Annotated in this window: 19 protein-coding genes; 1 reads left to right on the forward strand and 18 read right to left on the reverse strand. The window is 41.2% G+C overall.

Features of this window, described 5'->3' with window-relative positions:
- Positions 1–35 precede the first annotated feature (35 nt).
- The 9 genes from NQ550_RS11870 to NQ550_RS11910 form a co-directional block, all read right to left on the reverse strand.
- Positions 36–776, reverse strand: a complete 741-nt coding sequence (locus NQ550_RS11870) for an ABC transporter ATP-binding protein (protein ID WP_008703540.1) — start codon at positions 774–776, stop codon at positions 36–38.
- 62 nt (positions 777–838) lie between these two features.
- Entirely contained in the window at positions 839–1,615 is a 777-nt protein-coding gene (locus tag NQ550_RS11875; RefSeq protein ID WP_025577096.1) for an ABC transporter permease, read from the reverse strand.
- A gap of 286 nt (positions 1,616–1,901) precedes the next feature.
- The gene (locus NQ550_RS11880; protein ID WP_025577097.1) at positions 1,902–2,744 is read right to left on the reverse strand and encodes a TPM domain-containing protein; all 843 of its coding nucleotides are present in this window, start codon (positions 2,742–2,744) and stop codon (positions 1,902–1,904) included.
- Positions 2,745–2,759: 15 nt separating this feature from the next.
- Positions 2,760–3,848 carry a TFIIB-type zinc ribbon-containing protein gene (locus tag NQ550_RS11885; RefSeq protein ID WP_008703545.1) on the reverse strand — a complete coding sequence of 363 codons (1,089 nt, stop codon included), beginning with the start codon at positions 3,846–3,848 and terminating at the stop codon, positions 2,760–2,762.
- A 24-nt stretch (positions 3,849–3,872) separates the two neighbouring features.
- The gene (locus NQ550_RS11890; RefSeq protein ID WP_008703546.1) at positions 3,873–5,162 is read right to left on the reverse strand and encodes an SPFH domain-containing protein; all 1,290 of its coding nucleotides are present in this window, start codon (positions 5,160–5,162) and stop codon (positions 3,873–3,875) included.
- 366 nt (positions 5,163–5,528) lie between these two features.
- On the reverse strand, positions 5,529–5,957 hold the full coding sequence (locus tag NQ550_RS11895; RefSeq protein ID WP_242859398.1) for an ATP-binding protein: 429 nt from the start codon (positions 5,955–5,957) through the stop codon (positions 5,529–5,531).
- A 61-nt stretch (positions 5,958–6,018) separates the two neighbouring features.
- Complete coding sequence (locus NQ550_RS11900) at positions 6,019–6,321, reverse strand: STAS domain-containing protein (RefSeq protein ID WP_008703548.1); 303 nt, start codon at positions 6,319–6,321, stop codon at positions 6,019–6,021.
- Between the two features lie 284 nt (positions 6,322–6,605).
- Positions 6,606–7,241, reverse strand: a complete 636-nt coding sequence (locus NQ550_RS11905; protein WP_025577098.1) for a sugar O-acetyltransferase — start codon at positions 7,239–7,241, stop codon at positions 6,606–6,608.
- Between the two features lie 132 nt (positions 7,242–7,373).
- Positions 7,374–8,729: an MATE family efflux transporter gene (locus NQ550_RS11910; protein WP_008703550.1), complete on the reverse strand. Its 1,356-nt coding sequence runs from the start codon at positions 8,727–8,729 to the stop codon at positions 7,374–7,376.
- Between the two features lie 114 nt (positions 8,730–8,843).
- On the opposite strand from NQ550_RS11910, the gene NQ550_RS11915 reads away from it, so the two are divergent.
- The gene (locus tag NQ550_RS11915; RefSeq protein WP_025577099.1) at positions 8,844–9,752 is read left to right on the forward strand and encodes an AraC family transcriptional regulator; all 909 of its coding nucleotides are present in this window, start codon (positions 8,844–8,846) and stop codon (positions 9,750–9,752) included.
- Positions 9,753–10,034: 282 nt separating this feature from the next.
- On the opposite strand, the gene NQ550_RS11920 is transcribed toward NQ550_RS11915, so the two are convergent.
- The 9 genes from NQ550_RS11920 to NQ550_RS11960 all read right to left on the reverse strand — a co-directional run bounded on the left by NQ550_RS11920 (position 10,035) and on the right by NQ550_RS11960 (position 21,989).
- Entirely contained in the window at positions 10,035–10,457 is a 423-nt protein-coding gene (locus NQ550_RS11920) for a flavodoxin (protein ID WP_008703554.1), read from the reverse strand.
- A gap of 148 nt (positions 10,458–10,605) precedes the next feature.
- Complete coding sequence (locus tag NQ550_RS11925) at positions 10,606–11,157, reverse strand: DUF3793 family protein (protein ID WP_008703555.1); 552 nt, start codon at positions 11,155–11,157, stop codon at positions 10,606–10,608.
- Between the two features lie 353 nt (positions 11,158–11,510).
- Positions 11,511–14,864, reverse strand: a complete 3,354-nt coding sequence (locus NQ550_RS11930; protein ID WP_008703556.1) for an AAA family ATPase — start codon at positions 14,862–14,864, stop codon at positions 11,511–11,513.
- Complete coding sequence (locus NQ550_RS11935; protein WP_330366318.1) at positions 14,861–16,024, reverse strand: exonuclease SbcCD subunit D; 1,164 nt, start codon at positions 16,022–16,024, stop codon at positions 14,861–14,863. The genes NQ550_RS11930 and NQ550_RS11935 overlap by 4 nt, the downstream gene beginning before the upstream one ends.
- 40 nt (positions 16,025–16,064) lie before the next feature.
- Positions 16,065–16,808: a DeoR/GlpR family DNA-binding transcription regulator gene (locus tag NQ550_RS11940; protein ID WP_008703558.1), complete on the reverse strand. Its 744-nt coding sequence runs from the start codon at positions 16,806–16,808 to the stop codon at positions 16,065–16,067.
- 294 nt (positions 16,809–17,102) lie between these two features.
- Positions 17,103–17,360 (reverse strand): HPr family phosphocarrier protein, encoded by a 258-nt coding sequence (locus NQ550_RS11945; protein WP_020993975.1) that lies wholly within the window; start codon positions 17,358–17,360, stop codon positions 17,103–17,105.
- 59 nt (positions 17,361–17,419) lie between these two features.
- On the reverse strand, positions 17,420–19,333 hold the full coding sequence (locus NQ550_RS11950) for a PTS fructose transporter subunit IIABC (RefSeq protein ID WP_008703560.1): 1,914 nt from the start codon (positions 19,331–19,333) through the stop codon (positions 17,420–17,422).
- Positions 19,334–19,350: 17 nt separating this feature from the next.
- Positions 19,351–20,262, reverse strand: a complete 912-nt coding sequence (pfkB, locus tag NQ550_RS11955; protein ID WP_025577101.1) for a 1-phosphofructokinase — start codon at positions 20,260–20,262, stop codon at positions 19,351–19,353.
- A 311-nt stretch (positions 20,263–20,573) separates the two neighbouring features.
- Positions 20,574–21,989 carry an alanine/glycine:cation symporter family protein gene (locus NQ550_RS11960; RefSeq protein ID WP_008703562.1) on the reverse strand — a complete coding sequence of 472 codons (1,416 nt, stop codon included), beginning with the start codon at positions 21,987–21,989 and terminating at the stop codon, positions 20,574–20,576.
- Between the last annotated feature and the right edge of the window lie 95 nt (positions 21,990–22,084).

Consider the following 22,084-nt stretch of genomic DNA (forward strand, 5'->3'; position numbering starts at 1 on the left):
TTTCTCTGTCAGACAGATATCTCTGTCTGTCCCTGTCAGTTAGTCATTTTCTCATACTGTTCAGAAATCGTATCAATATCTCCGTAAGCGATCAGTTTTCCTTTTTCAAGGATCATCGCCTTATTACAGATTCTCTGAACCTGCGCCAGAGAATGAGAGACAAACAACACTGTTACACCCGAATCAAACATGCTGAGTACTTTCTTCTCACTCTTCTTACGGAATTTCGCATCACCTACAGATAATACCTCGTCCAATATCAGAATTTTGGGAGAAACCACTGTAGCAATCGAAAATCCAAGTCTGGATTTCATACCTGATGAATAGTTCTTGATCGGCACATCAATAAAATCCTTCAATTCGGAAAATTTCACGATCTCATCATACTTCTCATCAATAAATTCTTTGGAATATCCAAGCATTGCTCCGTAAAGATAAATATTTTCCTTTCCTGTATACTGTTGATCAAATCCTGCACCCAGTTCCAGAAGCGGAACCATCTTCCCATGTTTTGTAACTGAACCTTCTGTTGGTTTGAAAACGCCTGCGATAACCTTAAGAAGAGTACTCTTTCCTGCACCATTTAGTCCGAGGATTCCTACCCTGTCTCCTTTTTCCACTGTAAAGCTCACATTCTGCAAAGCCCAGAATTCATTATATTTAATCTCTTTTTTAATTGACTTGATAATATAATCTTTCAGACTGTCTACTTTCTCTTTGCTGAGATTAAATTTCATACTCACATTATCAACAATAATCGCTGGTTGTTTGCTCATTTTTTCTCCTTATTTTTCAAAAATAATTCGTTCCGCTGCCCTGCAGCTTTCTGTCTCAGTTCTCAGATGTAAAGAATAAAATCATCCTGTTTCTTCTTGAAGCAGAATAATCCAATCACCATTGCCACAACGGAAAAGATAAGTGCATATGCAAAATAATGAATATTCATCGCTTTTCCAAATACTGAACATCTGAAAATATCAATCACACAATACAATGGGTTATATTTCAGTATCCATGCCCATCCACTCTTCAAAAGCTTTTCAGGATAATAGAAAATCGCACATGTATACATAACCAGCATAAGTGCTACAGACCAGAGATATTCCATATCTCTGAAAAATACACCTATTGTTGCCAGAATCATTCCGCATCCATATGACATAACAAGAATCAGTATCAGTGCGATTGGTGCCTGAAGCAGATAGAACGTAGGCTTTACACCAAGTATTACACTCACCATTGCCAGTACGATCAGTGAGATCAGAAAAATCACATAGTTAAAAAGCACACTGGACAGCGGATACAAATATTTGGGTACATATACCTTTTTGATCATTGCCGAGTTCTGACGTATAGATTTCAAAGCGGCCTTGGTGGACTGTGAAAAGAAACTGTACAGGAGTCGTCCGGTCAGGATATATACAGGAAAGGTCCTGTCTGTATTTCCATACAAAGTACCAAATACAATTGTAAGCACAATCATGGTAAGCAGCGGCTCCAGCATAGACCATATCATTCCCAGATAAGAACGTCTGTATTTCAGCTTAATCCCTTTTTTTACCAGTTCTGACAGAAGAAACCGGTATTGCATAAAATTATCAACGTATTTTTTCATGTCCTCTCCATTATTTCTGTTTTTTATTTCATTTTATAATTCTTTTGTGCAGAAATCTGTTATCGTCAGGCGGATATTTGCAATCCGCTTCGCAGTTTATTTTCTTTTTGCCGGACAACTGTCTCTACACAAAACAAACCACCTTGTACTGTATCATATTCTCTGATGTCTTGCAACCGGTATCCGTAATTTTACGCAAAATAAAATCCCAATCTTTCCTGTCATTTTATGGTTATCCCATAAAATAATATAAAAGATCAGGATTTTTATATGTCATGCCAGTCAATTAAAATGATCCACTGGAACCCCCATGCGTCTCACCCGAAGAACTTGTATGGGTACTGCTTCCACCGCCACCGGAACTCTCTTCCTTCGGCTTCGCCGTACGTGTGACCTGATGATACAGAAATATATCCCGGCTTCTGTTAATATGAAGACTTCCGTCTTTCATATAATCTGCTGCATCCGGCTTCATATGTACAGTCTTCATCCGGCTTCTCATTACTCCGGTTACGATCAGCGCGATCACAAATCCGACCACAAGCGAAATGAGAAATATCATATAAAAAGGGATGGTTTCCTCCGGCAGATTTTCTACATCGTACGGTTCTCCGCTCTGTGCCTGAATGATAAATTCTTCGCACAGATCAGCAAACTTCATAAAGCCCTCATAATACTCACCATCGGATAAATATGACCCAAAATTGTCCGTCATATATTCCTGTCCTGCATCAGTAAAAATCTGAATAGCCTCTCCATGTGTGGAGATACACCACTTACGTTCTGACATGGTTATCAAAAACAATATACCACTCTTGTCCTCTCCCATGCCATAGTCATTATAATCAAAGAAATCATCTGCATAATCCTGCGGAACTGCACCATCCAGAGTCTCCTCTGTGACAACCACAACATCACAGCCGTAGTCCTCGCTGACCTGATCCAGTTTCGCCTCCAGTTCTTCTTCCTGCCCATCATCTAACAGATCTGCAAAATCTGCCAGCCTTTCTGTATGCACTTCTTCTGCTGCATAAACATTTTCTGAAAATGCTTCCGTCACAAATCCTGTTGTACCTGATACAGTAAGGACAGAAGCCAGAAATACAGGTATGATCTTTTTCTTCAGCATATCTTTCGTCCTCCCCTAAAAAATCAGCAGTCCGGCAAGGCACAAAACAACCGTAAATACAGCGGTCAGTCCGGCAAGCCATTTCAAATAAATTCCCCTGTCAATCGGAAGGTCTCCTGTCATTTTTCCGGTTTGTCCGTTCATTGCAAATATATATTTCTTATCTTTCCATGTTGTATTCAGAATCCATACCGGATACAGTGCATACTGTGCTTTTCCGCCTGAAATATTTACGTTTGTATTTTCGGGAACAACAGAAGCATAACCCTTCACTGTATCTGCCAGTACTTCCTCTGCGCTCTTTTTCATACGGTCATGTGCCCTGTTGATGCTCTCTTTTTCACTGACATCATACTTATCTGCCAGATATCCGGAAAGATATGCGGTCTGAAAATCCACAGACTCTGAAATTTTAAATGGTTCAATGGATTCCATCAAATCATCTGCCATCTTTTCTGATCCATCTACAGGTACAGAAACGAATGTCATCTCTCCGCTTCGCTCCACAGAATAGTAGCTGGTCTCCGTATAATCATAATCATGGTCACTCCACATTCTTACCTTTGTCGCCTTATAACGCACATCAGCATCAACATCCCCGTCAAAAAGCCAGAACGGAACATATAGCCCCTTAATCTCATCAATATGATTTTCCCTGCGAAATGCTTTTGGCAAAAATGTTCTTCCCTTAATATGCCTGTAATATGCTTCTTTTGCCGCTTTCTTATCCAATTTGAACGGAATCACCAGATCCGGCCTTAATGCACCTTTAAACTTCTCTGTCATAATTACGGGATTTCCACAATACGGACAATTTGATGCTCCTGTATTCTCATCTGCGATAATCTCACCACCACAGGACTGACAGGTATAGACATTCATTCCATCTGTCTCACCTTCCTGCCATTCTCCACCGGCATCTGTCTGCCATCCTGACAGATCATCCTGCTGTCCGGCTTCACGCTCCATCTGCGCATCCAGTTCTTTTAATGTTTCCAGTTCAAATTCTGTATCACAGTATGGACACTTCATTTTCTGGGACTTACTGTCAAATTCTATTGCACCGCCACAGGCAGGGCATTTATATTCTCTCAGATCAGACATAGACATTTCTCCCCCTGCTGTATTTTACTGTCTTGGCTTTCCACATTCTGCACAGAACTTTCCTGTATTTACCGCACCACAGCTGCATGTCCACTTTCCGGTCGGTCTTGGGCTTCCGCATTCAGAACAGAATTTACCGGTATTTACTGCGCCGCAGCTGCATATCCACTCTTCCCGCTGCGGTTTCGGTTTACCACATTCAGAGCAGAATTTTCCTGTATTCTCTGCACCACATTCACATTTCCATGTTCCTGCCCCGGATGCCGGCTGCATATTCTGTGCTGCCTGTTGCTGTGCTGCCTGCTGCTGTGCCCCCATCTGATAGAGATTCTGCATATTCGCTCCACCTGCCTGGCCTGCCATGCCCATTCCCATAAATCCGGTCATAGCACCTGCAGTGTTGGAGGCTGCTGATTTCATTGCATCTGCCTGAGCACCGGCAAGTGTCGCTGCTGCCATAGTCGGATCTCTGAGAATGGCATTCTTCTGTGCATCTTTGATAAGCTGTGCATCCTCTTCCGGAAGAGTCACAGGATTCATGGCAATGGAAACAACCGCAAGACCTCTGGTCTGCTGCCATTTTTTCGTAAGGGCTTCATTCATGGCATCGCATAATTCCAGAACATGTCCCGGAATGGCACTTGGACGGATCTGAAGTTCTGAGATTTTTGCAAATGCAGGCTGAAGAGCACTTACAAATTCTGTCTTTAACTGAACTTCAATTTCTTCTCTGTCATACTGCTGTTCAACATTTCCGCACACATTTGTATAAAACAGGAGCGGATCGACAATCTTATAAGAATATACTCCATTACAGCGCACAGATACATCTATGTCAAGACCGATATTTCTGTCAACTACCCGGAATGGGATTGGATTTGCTGTTCCGAATTTATTATCTACCAGTTCTTTTGTATTAAAATAATAAACCCTCTGGTCTTTGCCTGTATCGCCGCCAAATGTAAAACGCTTCTTTACTGTATCAAAAGTCCTGTGGATCCCCTCTCCCAGACTTCCGGCAAAAATACTTGGTTCTGTGGATGCATCATAGGTAAACTGTCCGGGTTCTGCACAAACCTCCACAACCTTTCCCTGTTCTACGATGATCATACACTGACCATCTGCAACAGCAATTCCGGAACCGCTTGAAATAATATTATCGCTGCCTTTTTTGTTGGAAGAACGTCCGCCTACTCTCTTCTCACCCTTTACAACCAGAACATCTTTATCTATTGCATCGCAGTAAAAAAACTCCTTCCACTGATCTGCCATTGTTCCGCCAAATGCACCGGCTGCTGCTTTGATCAATCCCATAATTTATATCTCCTTCCTGATTACATATTATTTTATACATATTTCTTACAGATATTTTCTACCCATATTTCCTGTTAGTGTGCCGACAAGTTGATTTCTCGAACAATCTTGCGTCTAAATTTCTTATTTTGCGGGTAATTGTGTGTGTTTTTTTACAATATAATATTTTTACAGTTACAAATTGATATTTATAAGTTCATCATATCATACATTTTCCGAATTGTCATGCGCAAAAACTCCTCTTTTCTGTCATTTTGCAACATATGAGCACATAAATCGCTGCAGTCCACTCCACAGTAACTATAATGCGACGCGCAGTTATTCAAAAGTTCATGAATAGCAATATACACTTACAATGTATGAAATCTATAAATTCTTTTTTAATTTCAATATATTTTTCCCGTCTGCATATTCATATGAAACCTCATCCATCATTTCCTTAACCAGAAAAATTCCAAGCCCCCCGATTTTTCTTTTTTCTATATCCAGGGTAACATCCGGATCTTTATTTTCTAATGGATTATAAGGAATGCCTTTGTCTATAAACGTCAGTTCCAGTCTTTCAGGAAAATTCTTTATTTCAACCTGTACAGTTGCCTCTCCAGTTTTTGGCGTATAAGCATAATAGGCAATATTGCCAAATATCTCATCTATCGCAATATCTATCTCCATCTGTACTTTTGCAGAACATCCATTTGCTTCCAGTATGGAATTTACAAAATCTGTAATTACCGCTATATTCTCTATTTTTGCTTCTTCTGTAATACTTTTCAAATCCACTTCTCCTTCCTTCATTCAGTTCAGGTAAATAGAATCCCCCTTTTCGCTGTGCAGTTCTGTATCTTTACAACCACAGTCATTCGATTGACAGTATGTCTGCAAATCCCGTAATATCGAATACATCCTGTATGATATCACTCACATGAATCAATTTCATAGTTCCTTTTACATTCATAAATTTCTGCATTTTCAGAATAACACGCAGGCCGGCTGATGAAATATATTCAAGCCCTGCAAAATCCAATACAAGTTCCTGAGTATTGATCAACTCTTTCTCGGCAAAAGTATCCAATTCAGGTGCAGTTGCTGTATCTAATCTCCCGGTCAAAAATACCGTATCTTTTGTTCCTTCATTTTTCTTTTCAATTTTTAGACTCATTTTCTCTCTCCTTTTTCAGATAATGTCAAATTTCTGTTCTGTCAGCATCTTCTGCCTCCATCTGTATATTCACTCTATCCACCCTGATATCTGCAAATTGCTCCATTACTGAACAACTCCCATATTTATCATATTCATTGTAACATAAACAGGAGATGAATGCATCATCTCCTGTCTATTATTTACCTGTATTTTGTGGAATTGATTACTGTTCACTCCGTTCACAGCAACACGCTTCGCAAAGTATGTCTCGGGATTTTGGCATAGGCAAACTGTCAGTTCTGCTATTTATTTTTATTCTTTACTTCTTCCCACGCCTCATCATCAAATTTCTGTTTCTTAAAGTAATAGATTCTGTCTTCGTCTGTAATCTTGCGGATTACTTTACATGGATTTCCAGCTGCGATCGTATTATCCGGGATATCTTTGGATACTACACTTCCTGCACCGATCACTACATTACTTCCAACGGTAACACCCGGAAGAATCACTGTATTTCCGCCGATCCATACATTATCTCCCACTGTTACAGGAATTCCGTATTCATATCCTGAATTACGGCTGTCCGGATGAACCGGATGACCCGCTGTATAAATGGAGACATTTGGCGCGATCTGAACATTTTTTCCACATGTTACTTTTCCCACATCAAGGATTGTCAGATTATAATTGGAATAGAAATTCTCACCTACTTCAATGTTCCAGCCATAGTCACAGTGGAATGGTGCTTCCACCCAGACATTTTCGCCTGTTTTTCCAAAAATATTCTTGATCATCTGAGGCGCTTCCTTACTCTGTCTGAATGGTGGCAGCTGATTAAAATCATAAATCTTCTGTTTGCATGCCTGTCTGTCCTCTTCAAGCCCATCTAACCACGCTTTGTACGGAAGTCCGCTTAACATTCTTTCTCTCTGATTCATTTGTTATCTTCTCCTTTACGTTTTTATTTTTAACTGTTAAATACCCTGCACAACCTTATCACATCATTATTTTGTAAATGATGTGCCAGAAGCCTTAATAGTTACACTATTTCCAAGCATTTATATTCTGATTTAATTGAGTTCTGTAAGGTTTCTCACCCAGTTATATTTTTTGTAATGTCTATATACAGCAGGAAGTTTTATTATCTCGTCCATGCTGATAATAAAATAAACCACCATGATCGGAAGTTTCAGCACAAATGCTGTTATCATCCCTATCGGGATCAGAATCACCCACATCGTTACTGCATCACATTTCAGTCCAAATTTCGTGTCTCCGCCTGCGCAGAATACACCGGCAATCACTGTGGCATTCACCGACTTTCCTATCATATAATAGGTACAGATATACATCATATTCTTTAAATAAGAATGTGCCTGTGCACTGAGACTGCCCGTAAATATCCTTAAAACCGGGCTCACTGCCAAAAGTATAAGCCCTGAAACTGCGCCTGCAAATACCGCAAGCTTAAAAAGTCTGTTTCCGTATTCCGTGGCCCGTTCCATCTCGCCTTTTCCAAGCTCGTTTCCGACAATAATACCAGCTCCGATTCCGATTCCATTACATACACATGCGATAATATTTTTCAGAATATTTGCTACGGAATTGGCGGCCACCGCATCACTGCCCAGATGTCCCATAATAACCGAAAACATGGTAAATCCACATCCCCAGACCAGTTCATTTCCAAGAACAGGTGTCGTATAGTGCCAGAAATCCTTTTTCAGTTTCTTCGAGCTGTTTCGGATATATTTTAGTCGGACACATACTAATGAACGGTGCATATTTTCATAAATAGTCAGTAGCAATTCAAGCGCCCTGGAAACTGTAGTTGCAAGTGCAGCCCCCGCAATTCCCATAGCAGGAAATCCCGCCAGCCCGAAAATAAATATCACATTAAATCCAATATTAATCACAACCGCTACTGATCCATAGATGGTACTCTTTGCAGTTCTTCCGCTGTTTTTCATAATACAGAGATAAATCTGCGAAAATCCCATAAACAGATAAGAAACACTCACAATTCGAAGATACGGAATTCCTGCCTGAATCAATCTTATGTCATTCGTAAATATTCTCATAAGAAATCCCGAAAAAAACATTGCAGCTATAAAAAATACAACTGATACAGCCATAGAAATTTTAAGAACGATTGCCAGAATCTCCTCTACTGAATCTGTATCGCCTTTTCCCCAGTACTGCGCAGCCAGAGTTGTCGCGCCAATCGTAAGGGCAAGCATAAACAGATTATGCACAAACTGTATCTGTGTTGCCAGTGAAACAGCAGATAATGATGTCTGGCTGACAAATCCCAGCATAAACGCATCAGAAGCACTTACCAGCGCAGTCATAAGATTCTGGATTGCGATTGGAAATACCAGTCCCCATAGCTTTCTGTAAAAAATTCTTTTTTCTGATTCCATCATATCCCTCTGATTGATTTTTTACATCTGCAGATGTTATAATTATAGTATTCTCAGATACAGTAATCTATCAGAATAGTCCTTATTTTTTATAAAAATCGTACGCGAGGTGAATTTATGGGATTAATCAGAACAGAACTTATGCCAGATTCTTCAGAAGTAGTTCCTTATGATCATGCCGGAATTCCTTTGTATATCCGGGCGGCACATCTTGCTTCTTATTATAACATGTGTGCTCCCTGCCACTGGCATGATGATATTGAATGGATCTATATTATCACTGGAAGAATGAGATATTATGTGAACGGAAAAAGACTTATCTTAAATGAAGGTGATTCCCTGATGGTCAATGCAAGACAGATGCATTACGGATATGCTTTTGAACAACAGGACTGCTATTTTCTCTGTATTCTGTTTCACCCTTCTTTGTTTGGGAATAACCAGATATTACAGGAAAAATATTTTCTTCCTTTTTTCGAAAACACCAGCCTGGAATTTCATCATTTTTACTCAAATGATGAAGCAGGGGTGAAAGTCGGCAGATATTTACAGGAAGTTCTCCTGTTGAAAGAAGATTCTGATTCAGGTTATGAATTAGGTGTTATAAGCTGTATGCTGGAACTATGGAGCTTTCTTATCCGCACTGATCTGCTGTCAGCTGCAAAAAATAAATCAGAGTCCAAACAGGAACTGAACATTCAGAAAGATATGGTATCCTTTATTTATCAGCATTATCCTGAGAAAATATCTCTTACGGATATTGCAGCCGCCGGTCATGTAGGAAGGAGTAAATGCTGCCAAATATTTAAACATTATATGCAGCAGTCTCCTGTGGATTTTCTCAATACCTACCGATTAAAGATCAGCTGCCGTCTCCTGTGCACTACGCAGAAAAGCATAACAGAGATTGCTATCTTGTGCGGATTTAATCATTTAAGTTATTTTTCCAAATATTTTATGGAATGTTATGGATGTACGCCAAGAGAATATCGTACGCTCCATGAACACGAAACACTTTTGACTTGATTATTATCTGTACGATACTATTCCCCGATTTCGTTATGTAGCTCTACGCCAAATAACTGTCTCGCAGTTTATAAGAAGAGGCTTGCACTTTTCCCGGTATAAGTAATTTCCCATCCGCTGCTCATTATCCTTCGTAATTAATGCAGGAGACTTACTTAATTTAGCAAAACTATAAAAGAGACTGCTACATCTTAATATGTAAACAGTCTCTTTTTCGCACTTTAAATATTTAGAACCCGCTGATTTATTACGTAAATCATTATTTTCTCATATTTATTTCAATTATACTAATGCAGCACCCAGTGCTTTGCATGCTTCTGTAGCTTCATCATCTGGTTCTTCCTGGCAGATCACACTTTCACATACAAGGTTTGCACCAGCTTCCTTGCAGGAATCTTCCCAGTTGCGCATCCATTCGCCATCTCCCCATCCGTAAGAACCAAAAAGAGCGATATTTTTGCCTTTGAGTGCATCTTTACATCCATCAAACATCGGCTCGAACTCTGTATCTTCCAGAACTTCATCTCCCATTGCCGGGCATCCAAAAGCAATTGCATCATATTCAGTTACTTTAGATCCGTCAAAATCCTCACAAGTATGAAGAACAGCCTCGCCGCCTTTTCCCTTAACTCCGTCTGCAACTGCATTTGCCATTGCCTCTGTGTTTCCTGTGCTGCTCCAATATACAACTGCTACTTTACTCATGATTAAAATCCTCCTTAAATTCGCTCTGCTTTTTCTTTGCCGCAAAGCCATGATTTATATTATAATAAAAAGTCATACGGCTTTTCTATTATACTGATTCTTAAATGGACTCTCCGTCCCTGCTATATTACTGTATATAGCTTCTTCCTTACGCAGCTACTGTCAGCTGGCGTACACTTCTTCCCTGATTCCAAAGACGTACATACACGTTGGTACATTTCTTAAATCTGGCAAAAGCCTTTATTGCCTCACATTCATTGCAGTAAACCTTCCAACAACCTACACATTTACAGTTCTGCCCTGCATTCTTGATAAATCCGATCACATCTCCCAGTGGATATCCCAGAAACAATCCGATTTCATGAGGAAAATCTTCTCTCTGGGCCAGGCGGCTTCTCAGTCTCTCAAGTGCATATGCAGGATCTGTACTCTCATACCCATACTTCTTTATGAAATTCGCAACACCAGGTTTCTTCAGATCTCTTTCAAGGCTTGAGAACCGGCAGACATAAATCAGCGCCTTTTTCTCACTCCTGCGAAGTACTGTGAGGGAAACGCCTTTTTCTCTTACACATTCATTAAAACCTTCTACGCTTTTCCATAATTCTTCCTCAGATTCATATTTATATGTAAAAAGATTTCCGGTTTTAATAGATGCTAATGTAGGTGAACAATGTTCGATCACAGATTTCTCCAGCATGTTATGATTCCTTTCTCAATAACAAAATATCGGTTAGAATGCACTAACCATTTATTAAAAAATAAAGCTTTACGAAACATTTTATTGCTTTTGTTTGCTGTAAGGCTTGAATTTACTGCTGCAAAAAGACCTTCAACAGATTGGTCAGTAGCTTAAGTTATTTGCATCTAACTCTATAGTTTAATATATACTATCTCTGATATTCTGTCAAGTTAATTTTATATAACTTTTTAGTAATTTTTTAAATCGCAAAAAACAGAGGAATATACATACTGTATCCCCTCTGTTTTTCTACTCTATTTCTTATTGAGAATTGTGGGAGCCGCTTTGCAGCAGAGCAATTCCATAAAATCTCATCCTTCTATACAGATCGTACTTCCAACTCCATCTTCTGTCCGTTTCTTTGTTACTATGATCTTCTTATCAATACGTTCTTTCAGCTCTGCTACATGGGAAACAATCCCCACCAGTCTGCTTCCCTGACTGAGATCCTTCAATGCGCGGATTGCCTGATCAAGGGCATCTTCATCCAGAGATCCGAAACCTTCATCCACAAACATGGTATCAAGCTGGATCCCACCGGAGCTTGACTGAATCTCATCGGAAAGTCCCAGTGCCAGAGACAGAGATGCCTGAAATGTTTCTCCGCCTGATAAGGTCTTGACACTTCGGACAGTTCCATTGTAATGGTCTACTACATCCAGTTCCAGACCGGTTTTCCCTACCCTGCTCTTGTTTTCTTTTCTGCGAACTAACTCGTACTGACCGCTGCTCATGGTCATCAGACGGATATTGGCACGCGCAAGAATGCGATCAAAATACTGCATTTGGATGTAAGTTTCCAGCATGATCCTTGCCTTACCTGTGATCGTACCATTGGCAGTGTCTGAGAGAGATTTCATCCACTTCCAGCGGGTTTCCGTTTTCAGAAGTTCTGTCTGCTGTCTGCGGATTTTTTCATACATGTCACTGTTGATTTCCAGGCGGGCATGGATTTCATCACGATTTTCTGAAAGTGATTTCTTTTGCTGTGCAAAGTTTTCTTTCTGAGCATTCAGTTCCTCAGCTGAAATACTTATGGATTCTTTTAACTGTTCTGTCAGAGATGCAATTACCGAATCCAGTTCTGTCATTCTCTTTTCTAATACTTCTCTCGCTTCTGTTACTGTTTTATAATGTATTTCAAGCTTCTTTTGTTCCTCAGTCTTAAGCTGGATCTGAGACAGGATTTCTTCCTTTGTCCTCTCACCCAGCTCTTTTTCCATATTCTCTCTCTGCTTCTGCAGCTGCTCATATCTGGATTTCTCTGCTGCTGTCTGCTGCTGATTCTGATTGATCTGGTCTGTGATCGTTGTAAGTTCTGTCTGAGTCTTACCAATCTGCATCTCCAGAAGTTTTCTCTGTTCCAGAAGTGCTGTCAGATCCTTTTGTTTCTGTTCCAGAATATCCTGCTGCTGTTTTAGCCATTCTGCCGCTTTCTTTCCCTGCAGCAAAACCTGTGATACATTACCAGTTTCCTTTTGATACACTGTTTCACTGCTATGATCCTGTAACAGTTCCGGATCAGTTTTCATCCTCTGTCTTGCATCTTCTTCATAGATCCATGAAAGTACAGGTTCCTTCAATTGGTTATTCAGCTGTTCCTGAATGCTCTCCAGCTGGCTCTTCCTCTTTTCAAGACTGATCTGTAATTTCTGAAATTCTTTTGCATGCTGCTCCGACTGTGTGGTGAACTCTTCCTTTTTCTTCAACAGATCCTGATAAACTTTTTTCTGTTTTTGGATTTCTTCTAATCCTGTCTGTACGCTGCTTTCCTGATTTTTTATAAATAAACATAATTCATGATCAGAAAGTTCATTTCGAAGTATTTCTTGTGTTTCCTCTTGTGGCAGAAACTGTGCTGCATAGCTTTTAAACCCTTCTGTCAATTCTTCCCTGCAACGCTGCAGCAGTCCTGCTGCCTCTCCTGCCTGCACACTTGCGTCAGATGCCGCTTTTTCCGCAGCTTCTGTTAACTTTTTCTGTTTTTTCAGTTGTTCTTCTGTGGGAACTTCCTTCGGAGTCTGCGTAAGCTTTGGATGATGAACAGAACCACATACCGGACACGGCATTCCATCCTGAAGTCCTGCTGCCAATATCCCCGCCTGCCCATCCAGATAAGCCTGTTCCATTTTGTTCAGGATTTCTTTTATTTCTGCCCGTTTCTGAGAAGCGGTCAGATAAGCCTTCTTTTTGCTTTCTGCTTTCTTTTCCAGATCCTGATACCGTTTCTGCTGATCTTCTATTTTCTGTATCTGCTGCAAACATACGACCAGGCTGTTCTCTTTGATTTCCAAATTCCCACCGGAAACAATTTTCTCTTCCAGATCAGTCAAATCCTTTTTTATCTGTTTCGCAAGTTGTTCTTCCTGTCCGGACTGTATTTTCAGTTCACTGATTTTTGTCTGAAGAAACTCAAGATTTCCGCAGTTCTTATAAACTCCTGCATAAAGAGTATCTATTTTCTCTTTCCGGAAATCTGTTTCTGCTTTTTCTTTCTCCGCACTGTCTGTTGTCTGATATTCTTTTTGTTTTTGTTCAAGAACAGTTTTCTTTTCTTTCTGACGATTCTGCAGTGCAATACTGTCTATTGCCAATTTTTCAATCTGTTTTGAAACATTTTCTATTTCTCTGCGCAGATTTTCCAGATTTGTATAACGCTTCAGATTCTCTTTTTCTTTCTGTATGGAAAGTATCAGGCGTTGGATCTCCTCTGGTTCCTTTGCCCCATTTTCTGCATCTTTTTGTGCCTGTTCCAACTGTGGAAGCAATCCTTCTCTCTCTTGCAGAAGCTGTTCCTTCCTTGCCTTTGCATCTGCTTCTTTATGAGCCTTTCCCAAAAGCTGATTTACTTTTTCAAGTTCTGTATCATTCTCTTTGATCTGCTTATTTACAGCTTTCAAGTTATCCTTATCTGCCTTCAGAAACTGCTCCAGAATTTCCAGACTCTCTTCCAGATTTCCTTCAAAGCCATTCTTCTCCATCAATATCCACTGTTGTCCCAGCTGATCTTCTGTAGAATATCTGACCTGTTCCGTATACTGGCGGATACTTCTCAACAGCTCTTTATACGCCTTGTCCAGACCACCGGCCTCGAATTTTAATTTTTCCTGAATCACCTTATAAATATCCGTATGGAAAAGCTTTCTGAAAATGTTGCTGCGTTCCTCTGTATCAGCCAGCAGCAATTTCCTGAAATCTCCCTGTGCGATCATAGCGATCTGCGTAAACTGCTTCATATCCAGTCCGATCAGTTCAGTAACCGCCTGGTTCACTTCCTTTAGCTTTGTCACAGGAGCTCTTCCATCAGAAAAAGTAAGCAACGCCTCCCCCTTTTGGGTAGTCATTCCAGTGCCTCTGGTCTTTGGCCGCTCATAATCCGGGCTTCGCTTCACTGTATACACTGCATCTTTATATTCAAAAATATATTCCGCATACGTAGGTGTTTCCGGTTTTGCATACTTACTTCTGAGCATGGATGCCTCCCGGACTCCTCCGCTTGTCTCCCCATACAACGCAAATGTAATCCCATCAAAGATCGTCGTTTTTCCCGCTCCCGTATCTCCGGTCACCAGAAAAAGGCCCTGTCCTCCAAGCTGTGTAAAATCGATCACAGTCTCATCCGCATATGGACCAAATGCAGATAATGTCAACTTCAATGGTTTCATACGCGCACCTCCTTCAGATCCTGGATCAGTTTTTCCACAAACTCTGTCTGCTCTTCTTTCATAGGTTCATTATTTAACAGCTCATAAAACTCCTCAAACAGCTCCAGCTCTGACTTTTGTTCCTGAACCTCCACTGCCTGAACCTCCCGGTTCTCACGTGTTCGTTTATTGTCATATTCCAGACGCATCAGATTGGGATAAACAGTACGCAGCTTCTGGAGTGCCCCCGGCACATCTTCCTCATCTGTCAGAGTAATCTGAAGATAATCCATCTTATTTTCAGCAGTATAATGATCCTTCGCTGTCACATCCATATAGGTTCCCCTCAGCTTACGCATATCCCGTCTGGGAATCAAAGGTACTGTACTGACCCTCACATTTCCCTTCTCCAGAAGCTCCACAATCATTACCGACTTTTTATGATCTGCTTCCGAAAAAGAATACTTAAGCGGCGTCCCACTGTAACGCAAGGTCTCTCTCCCCATTTTCTGAGGTCTGTGGATGTGTCCCAGTGCCACATAGTCAAAATCCTTAAATACTTCCGCACTGACATTGTCAAGACCGCCAACCCATGTTTCTTCTGAGTCACTTCTGTCTGCTCCGGTCACAAACTGATGTGCCACCAGCACATTTCTCTGTGTCGTATCGATCTCACACTCCTGCAGAGCAGCCATAACACCCTCTTCATAAGTATTAATGTCATCCCTCTGCAAAGCATGGCGTACTGCCGCAGGTTTCAAAAAAGGCAGAAGATATACAGATATTGGTCCATACTGATCTTTTAACACAATCCTTTTCATCTCTCCATCATAAACCTGCGAAATATAAATATCACTGCTTTCAAACAGCTTTGCCCCAAAGGAAAGCCTTTCTGCTGAATCATGATTTCCACTGATCATGTACACAGGAATCTCAGCTTTAGCCAGTCCTGTAATAAACTCATCAAACAACTGCACTGCCTCTGCCGACGGCACTGTCTTATCATAAACATCCCCTGCGATTAAAACTCCATCCACTTTCTGTTCCGCAAAGATTTTCATCATCTGATCCAGAATATACCTCTGATCCTCCAGCATGGAAAAATCATGCACCCTTTTTCCAATATGCAAATCCCCAATATGCGCAAACTTCATCCCACATCTCTCCAATCTTAATATCATTCCTGCCTGCTCTGTCTGCCGGCGGCATACTGTCAATTATTTATTTCACTTTCAGAATATTTTTGCTATCCTGATACTCCTCCGGAATTTCTTCTGTAAGAATTTTAGCATCTGTAAACCCGCCGAATGTCACAGAACTTACTTCGCCAAACTTTGACTTATCTGTCAGAATATATACATCTTTGCACTGCTTCATTGCAGTACTCTTTACAATTGCTTCGCTGGTATCCGGTGTGGTGAAGCCTTCTCTTCTGGTGATTCCATTTGTTCCGAAAAATCCCTTTGTAAAATGATACATCTGGATCATCTGCATTGCCTGACTGCCTACGACTGCTTCTGTGGAACTCTTCAGTTCTCCTCCGATCAAATAAACCCGGATTCCCATCTTTGCCAGAGTCTGGGCGTGGGATACTGCATTGGTGACAAAGGCAGCTCTTACACCTGCCAGATATTCCAGCATCAGGCCAGTGGTGGTTCCTGCGTCCAGATAAACAAAATCATCCGGTGTGATCAGGCTGGCTGCATATTTTGCGATCTTTTGCTTTTCTTCTTTATTTAATTCTGATTTCTGCGCTACTGTCGGTTCATAGGCAGTTACTTTATGATTTAATGCTACTGCACCGCCGAAAACCTTGGTAAGTTTTCCTGCTTTGTCCAATGCAGTAATGTCTCTGCGCACTGTGGACTCTGATGCATCCAGAAGTTCTCTCAGTTCTGTTACTGTAACACTCTTTTTTTCTTCCAGAAGCTTCAGAATAATATCAAATCTCTGTTCTGTAAGCATGTACCCCTGCCTCCATTGTATATTTGCTTTGATTGTTTACTTCTGATTATTTTCTCCGATATCTACGAATTGCTCCGCTGCTTCGTAGCTCCCGCAATTCTACAAACATTCGGAATCCGCAGATTTACTTCGTAAATCGCTACTTCCTCATGTTTGGCGGGTCCCAAGTTCAAAAGTCTTATCGTGCAAGCACGAACGACTTTCTGCCTTTTGACCCTGATATTTCATTATAACAGAAACAGGAGATGAATGCATCATCTCCTGTCTGTCAGTTTCTTATTTTATTCCGTAAATTTACAGGTTGTCCTGCATGAATTTGCTCACTGCTTCATATGCTGCTTCTTCATCAGCACCTTCGATTGTGAATGTTACTTCATGACCTTTCTTAACGCCAAGTCCCATCAGTGCAAGAAGTTTTCTGCAGTCTACTTTTTTACCTTCTTTTTCAATAGAGATTGTTGACTCAAATCCCTTTACCAGTTTTACAAGTTCTCCTGCAGGACGTGCGTGGATTCCTTCGTTGTCTGTAACTACATACTTAAATTCTTTCATTTTGATATCCTCCATGTTCTTTATTTTAATTTTTTGTTATTGCTTTTTTATTTCGCTGCTTATGCTGCTTTCTTCTTTAACAGACCAAGAAGAACTGCAGAGATTACTGTTCCCGCAACCAGTGCGACCAGGTACATAACTGCGTTTCCAACCACAGGGAATACGAAAATTCCACCGTGTGGTGCCATCAGTGTACAGTCGAATGCCATGGAAATCGCTCCTGCCACCGCAGATCCTACGATACAGGAAGGAAGTACACGAAGGGGGTCAGATGCTGCGAATGGAATCGCACCTTCTGTGATAAATGCAAGACCCATGATAAAGTTGGTAGGACCTGCATCTCTCTCTTCTTTTGTGAACTTATCCTTAAACAGCAGTGTTGCCAGTGCAATTGCACAGGGAGGTGTCATACCGCCAATCATAACTGCTGCCATAATATCATAGTTACCTGCTGCAATTGCAGCTGTTCCGAATACATATGCTGCTTTGTTGAACGGACCACCCATATCAATAGCCATCATTCCGCCAAGCACAATGCCAAGTATTACTTTACTAGAACTTCCCATTCCTGTCAAGGCATTATTCAGACCTGTGTTGATACCGCCCATAACCGGCTCTACAATAAATGTCATCAGGAGTCCCATAACAAGGATTCCAACTACAGGATAGATTAAAACAGGAGCGATCTTTTCCAGGGCTTCCGGAAGTTTATCACATAATTTACGAAGTCCAAGAATAATATATCCGGCTGCAAAGCCTGCAAGCAAAGCTCCAAGGAAACCAGATTTACCGTTGGCTGCCATCATACCGCCTACCAGACCAAGTGCAAGTGCCGGTCTGTCACCGATTGCCATTGCAATAAATCCGGCAAGGATCGGAAGCATAAATCCGAATGCTGTACCACCGATGCCTTTAAACAGAGCCGCTACCGGAGTAATGGTACCGAAGTTTGCTCTCTGATCTGCCGGAAGCGCACTTAAATCTACACTTAATCCATCGATCAGGAACGCAATGGCGATCAGGATACCACCGCCTACAACCAACGGAAGCATATGAGATACGCCATTCATCAGCTGCATATAGATCTTATGTCCTACACTGCCACCGGATTTGTTACCGGCAGAAGATGTCTGGGAACCGGCTGCTGCGTGGTAGACCGGTGCATCCCCATTGATTGCTCTGTCAATGAGCTGATCTGCTTTACTGATTCCGTCGGATACCTGACATTCGATCACTTTTTTACCATCGAAACGTTCCATGGGAACTTTGGCATCTGCTGCGACAATAATACAGTCTGCATCAGCAATCTCCTGATCTGTCAGCACATTCTTTGCACCGCCGGATCCGCGGGTTTCGATCTTTATAAAACAGTTCTTTGCTTTTGCAGCTTTTTCAATTCCTTCTGCTGCCATGTACGTATGTGCGATACCGGTAGGACAAGAAGTAACAGCAAGGATCTTAGCCTGTGTTCCTTCTGTTGATCCGGTATCTGCCAGTCTCTCATCAATATCTTTCTTTTCACTGTCTGCCCTGTCAATAATATCCATAAACTCATCTACAGACGATGCATTGCGAAGAGATTCTGTAAACTCCTCATCCATCAGCATCACAGAGAGCTTGCTGAGTACATCCAGGTGAATGTTATCCTCTGTATTCGGCGCTGCGATCAGGAATAATAAGGTTACAGGTTCATCATCCAGTGCCTCAAACTCTACACCATTTTTGATGACCATTGCCGCAAGTCCCGGCTTCTTAACTGCATCACATTTACCATGAGGAATAGCAATTCCCTCGCCAATACCTGTTGTGCTCTCTTCTTCTCTTAAATATACCTGTTTACGATAAGCCTCACGATTGCTGATCTTCTCACTCTTTACCATCAGATCAACTGCCATATCCAGAGTTTCTGACTTTGTTTTCGGAGCAGCTGTTAACGATACGCTTCGTCTGTCAAGCAGGTCTGTTATTCTCATCTTTTCTTCCCCCTTTATTATTTTTCGGTTATCTGACGATAAACCGCTTCTATTTCTTCTTTTCTTGCAAGATTTTCAGAAAATGCACTTGCACTTCCTGCTGCAATTCCCATGTGGAATGCATGTTCGTAATCCTTCTTCTCCATCCAGCCTGCAACGAATCCTGCTACCATGGAATCTCCTGCACCCACACCATTTACCAGCCTGCCTTTTGGTGCAGGTTCTTCAAATACCTGTCCATCCTCTGCTACCAGAACTGCACCTTCGCCGGCCATGGAGATCAGCACATTTCTTGCACCTTTTTCCTGAAGTTTCTTTCCATAAGGAATTACATCTTTTCTTGTTTTTAATTCTATACCGAAGATCTCGCCCAGTTCATGATTATTTGGTTTTACAAGGAACGGATGATATTTCAGGACATTGACCAGAAGATCCTTTGTGGCATCAACTACGATCATCACACCTTTTCCATCCAGCCTTGCCATGATCTGTTCATACATGTCATCTGGCATAGAAGATGGAATGCTGCCTGCCAGGAAAAGTACATCGCCTTCTCCAAGCTCTTCCAGTTTCTTCATCAGTTCCTCTACTTTATCCTTGCTGATCACCGGTCCTGCACCATTGATCTCGGTTCCGTCAATAGATTTCAGTTTCAGATTGATCCTTGAAACCCCTTCACTAATCTGAATGAACTCAGATTTCACTCCCATCTCATGTAATCTACGGATAATTTCTTTCCCTACAAACCCTGCAGTAAATCCAAGTGCAGTGTTCTCAATCCCAAGATTCATAAGGACTGTGGAAACATTAATTCCCTTTCCCCCCGGAAGCATCAGCTCTGAACTTGTTCTGTTTGTCAGCCCCAGTTTAAAATCATCTACCGAAACGATATAGTCCAGAGATGGATTAAAAGTCACTGTGTAAATCATCTCTTCTTGCCCTCCCGTTTTATATTGGTATCCTTTCGGAGTCTTTATTTCACTTTCACCAAAAGATTCCAAAAGTACATATTGTCATGTCTTTTCTGCATGTTCATGACTGTTTTTTGTTTATGATCTTAGTATACTGTCATATTCATCCAAAGTCAATCAAACTAATTCATAAAAATAATGACTGATTTTGGTTTACTTTGCACAAAAAGTCATAATCAGTCAAATGCAAGCAGAAAAAATCCTCTGATCAGGATTGCTATAAATTCCATAATCAGAGGATTTACTGTTATTTTATTACTTTTGATTCCTTACATTTTATGCTTTTCTGCTGCAAAGAACGCTTTTGTTTCTTTTACGATCACTCCACTTAATGCGAACAATGCGATCATATTCGGAATCGCCATCAGTCCGTTGAAGATATCTGCGATTGTCCATACAGCACTTACTGTCATGTACGGTCCGATAAATACTGCCAGAATGTAAAGCCAGCGATATGTAAGGATTGTTTTCTTATGTCCGTTTGTCAGATATTCCAGACATCTTTCACTGTAATAATCCCATCCAAGAATTGTAGTAAATGCAAAGAATACCAGACAGATCATTAATACAAATGCAGAAATCTGTCCAGGGATCGGAAGTCCATGCTGGAATGCATAGGTTGTTACCTGAACACCTTCCAGACCTTCTACCTGCCATGCACCTGTCAGCACGATGGAAAGGCCTGTCATTGTACAGATCACGATTGTATCAATAAATGTACCAGTCATGCTTACAAGACCCTGACGTACAGGCTCTTTTGTCTGAGCTGCTGCCGCTGCGATAGGTGCGCTACCAAGACCTGCTTCATTTGAAAAGATACCACGAGCCACACCTTTCTGCATGGATACGATCATTGTTCCTACCACACCGCCTGTCACTGCTGACGGATTAAAGGCTCCCTTCACAACTGTTACGATAGCTGCCGGGATCTCTGTAATGTTTAAAAGAATCAGCGCTACACTGAAGATCAGATAGATCACCGCCATAAACGGTACAATAATCTGGCTGACTGTTGCAATTCGTTTCAGACCACCGATGAGGATTGCTGCAACACAGGCTGCAAGAATCAGGGAAGAAATTACAACTGCCCAGGAATACTCTCCAAGGAACGGAATATTTACGCAGTTTGATTTGTTCGGATCAAAGAAGTTCTGAACTGCACTGGAAATACCATTTACCTGACTGAATGTACCGATTCCGAAAAGACCTACACATACACCAAAGAATGCAAAGATCTTTGCAAGCCATTTCCATTTTGTTCCCATACCTTTCTCAATATAATAGAAAGGACCACCAAGGCTGTGACCGTCTTCTGCTACCACACGGTATTTCACTGCAAGAAGACCTTCGGAAAATTTTGTTGCCATTCCGAAGAATGCTGCCAGAATCATCCAGAATAAAGCTCCGGGACCTCCGGCACAGACAGCAGTTGCAACACCGACGATATTACCGGTTCCGATTGTGGCGCTCAGTGCTGTACATAAAGCTGCAAAGCTGGAAATCTCACCATCGCCTTCTTCTTCGTTCTTAAACATCCATTTCAATGCAAGAGGGAGTCTTCGCATCTGAAGAAGTCCAAGTCTGGCAGTTAACAGGATACCACCTGCCATGATCAGGACCATAAGGGGCACGCCCCAGACCAGATTGTCTACTGTTGTCAAAAAAGAATTGATCGCTTCCCACATAATAATAAATCTCCTTTTTCTTTTAAAAAGTGTAATATATTGTACAGCTGGGAAACAAAGTAATAACAGACCGTTTCAAAAATCAGAAGTTCAGA

Source organism: Blautia wexlerae DSM 19850 (assembly GCF_025148125.1).
GTDB lineage: Bacteria > Bacillota > Clostridia > Lachnospirales > Lachnospiraceae > Blautia_A > Blautia_A wexlerae.

Bases quoted from the DNA above. Each gene is read 5' to 3' on its own strand.
- NQ550_RS11870 (WP_008703540.1), bottom strand. From the start codon at position 776: ATGAGCAAACAACCAGCGATTATTGTTGATAATGTGAGTATGAAATTT.
- NQ550_RS11875 (WP_025577096.1), bottom strand. From the start codon at position 1,615: ATGAAAAAATACGTTGATAATTTTATGCAATACCGGTTTCTTCTGTCA.
- NQ550_RS11880 (WP_025577097.1), bottom strand. From the start codon at position 2,744: ATGCTGAAGAAAAAGATCATACCTGTATTTCTGGCTTCTGTCCTTACT.
- NQ550_RS11885 (WP_008703545.1), bottom strand. From the start codon at position 3,848: ATGTCTGATCTGAGAGAATATAAATGCCCTGCCTGTGGCGGTGCAATA.
- NQ550_RS11890 (WP_008703546.1), bottom strand. From the start codon at position 5,162: ATGGGATTGATCAAAGCAGCAGCCGGTGCATTTGGCGGAACAATGGCA.
- NQ550_RS11895 (WP_242859398.1), bottom strand. From the start codon at position 5,957: ATGAAGGAAGGAGAAGTGGATTTGAAAAGTATTACAGAAGAAGCAAAA.
- NQ550_RS11900 (WP_008703548.1), bottom strand. From the start codon at position 6,321: ATGAGTCTAAAAATTGAAAAGAAAAATGAAGGAACAAAAGATACGGTA.
- NQ550_RS11905 (WP_025577098.1), bottom strand. From the start codon at position 7,241: ATGAATCAGAGAGAAAGAATGTTAAGCGGACTTCCGTACAAAGCGTGG.
- NQ550_RS11910 (WP_008703550.1), bottom strand. From the start codon at position 8,729: ATGATGGAATCAGAAAAAAGAATTTTTTACAGAAAGCTATGGGGACTG.
- NQ550_RS11915 (WP_025577099.1), top strand. From the start codon at position 8,844: ATGGGATTAATCAGAACAGAACTTATGCCAGATTCTTCAGAAGTAGTT.
- NQ550_RS11920 (WP_008703554.1), bottom strand. From the start codon at position 10,457: ATGAGTAAAGTAGCAGTTGTATATTGGAGCAGCACAGGAAACACAGAG.
- NQ550_RS11925 (WP_008703555.1), bottom strand. From the start codon at position 11,157: ATGCTGGAGAAATCTGTGATCGAACATTGTTCACCTACATTAGCATCT.
- NQ550_RS11930 (WP_008703556.1), bottom strand. From the start codon at position 14,864: ATGAAACCATTGAAGTTGACATTATCTGCATTTGGTCCATATGCGGAT.
- NQ550_RS11935 (WP_330366318.1), bottom strand. From the start codon at position 16,024: ATGATATTAAGATTGGAGAGATGTGGGATGAAGTTTGCGCATATTGGG.
- NQ550_RS11940 (WP_008703558.1), bottom strand. From the start codon at position 16,808: ATGCTTACAGAACAGAGATTTGATATTATTCTGAAGCTTCTGGAAGAA.
- NQ550_RS11945 (WP_020993975.1), bottom strand. From the start codon at position 17,360: ATGAAAGAATTTAAGTATGTAGTTACAGACAACGAAGGAATCCACGCA.
- NQ550_RS11950 (WP_008703560.1), bottom strand. From the start codon at position 19,333: ATGAGAATAACAGACCTGCTTGACAGACGAAGCGTATCGTTAACAGCT.
- pfkB (WP_025577101.1), bottom strand. From the start codon at position 20,262: ATGATTTACACAGTGACTTTTAATCCATCTCTGGACTATATCGTTTCG.
- NQ550_RS11960 (WP_008703562.1), bottom strand. From the start codon at position 21,989: ATGTGGGAAGCGATCAATTCTTTTTTGACAACAGTAGACAATCTGGTC.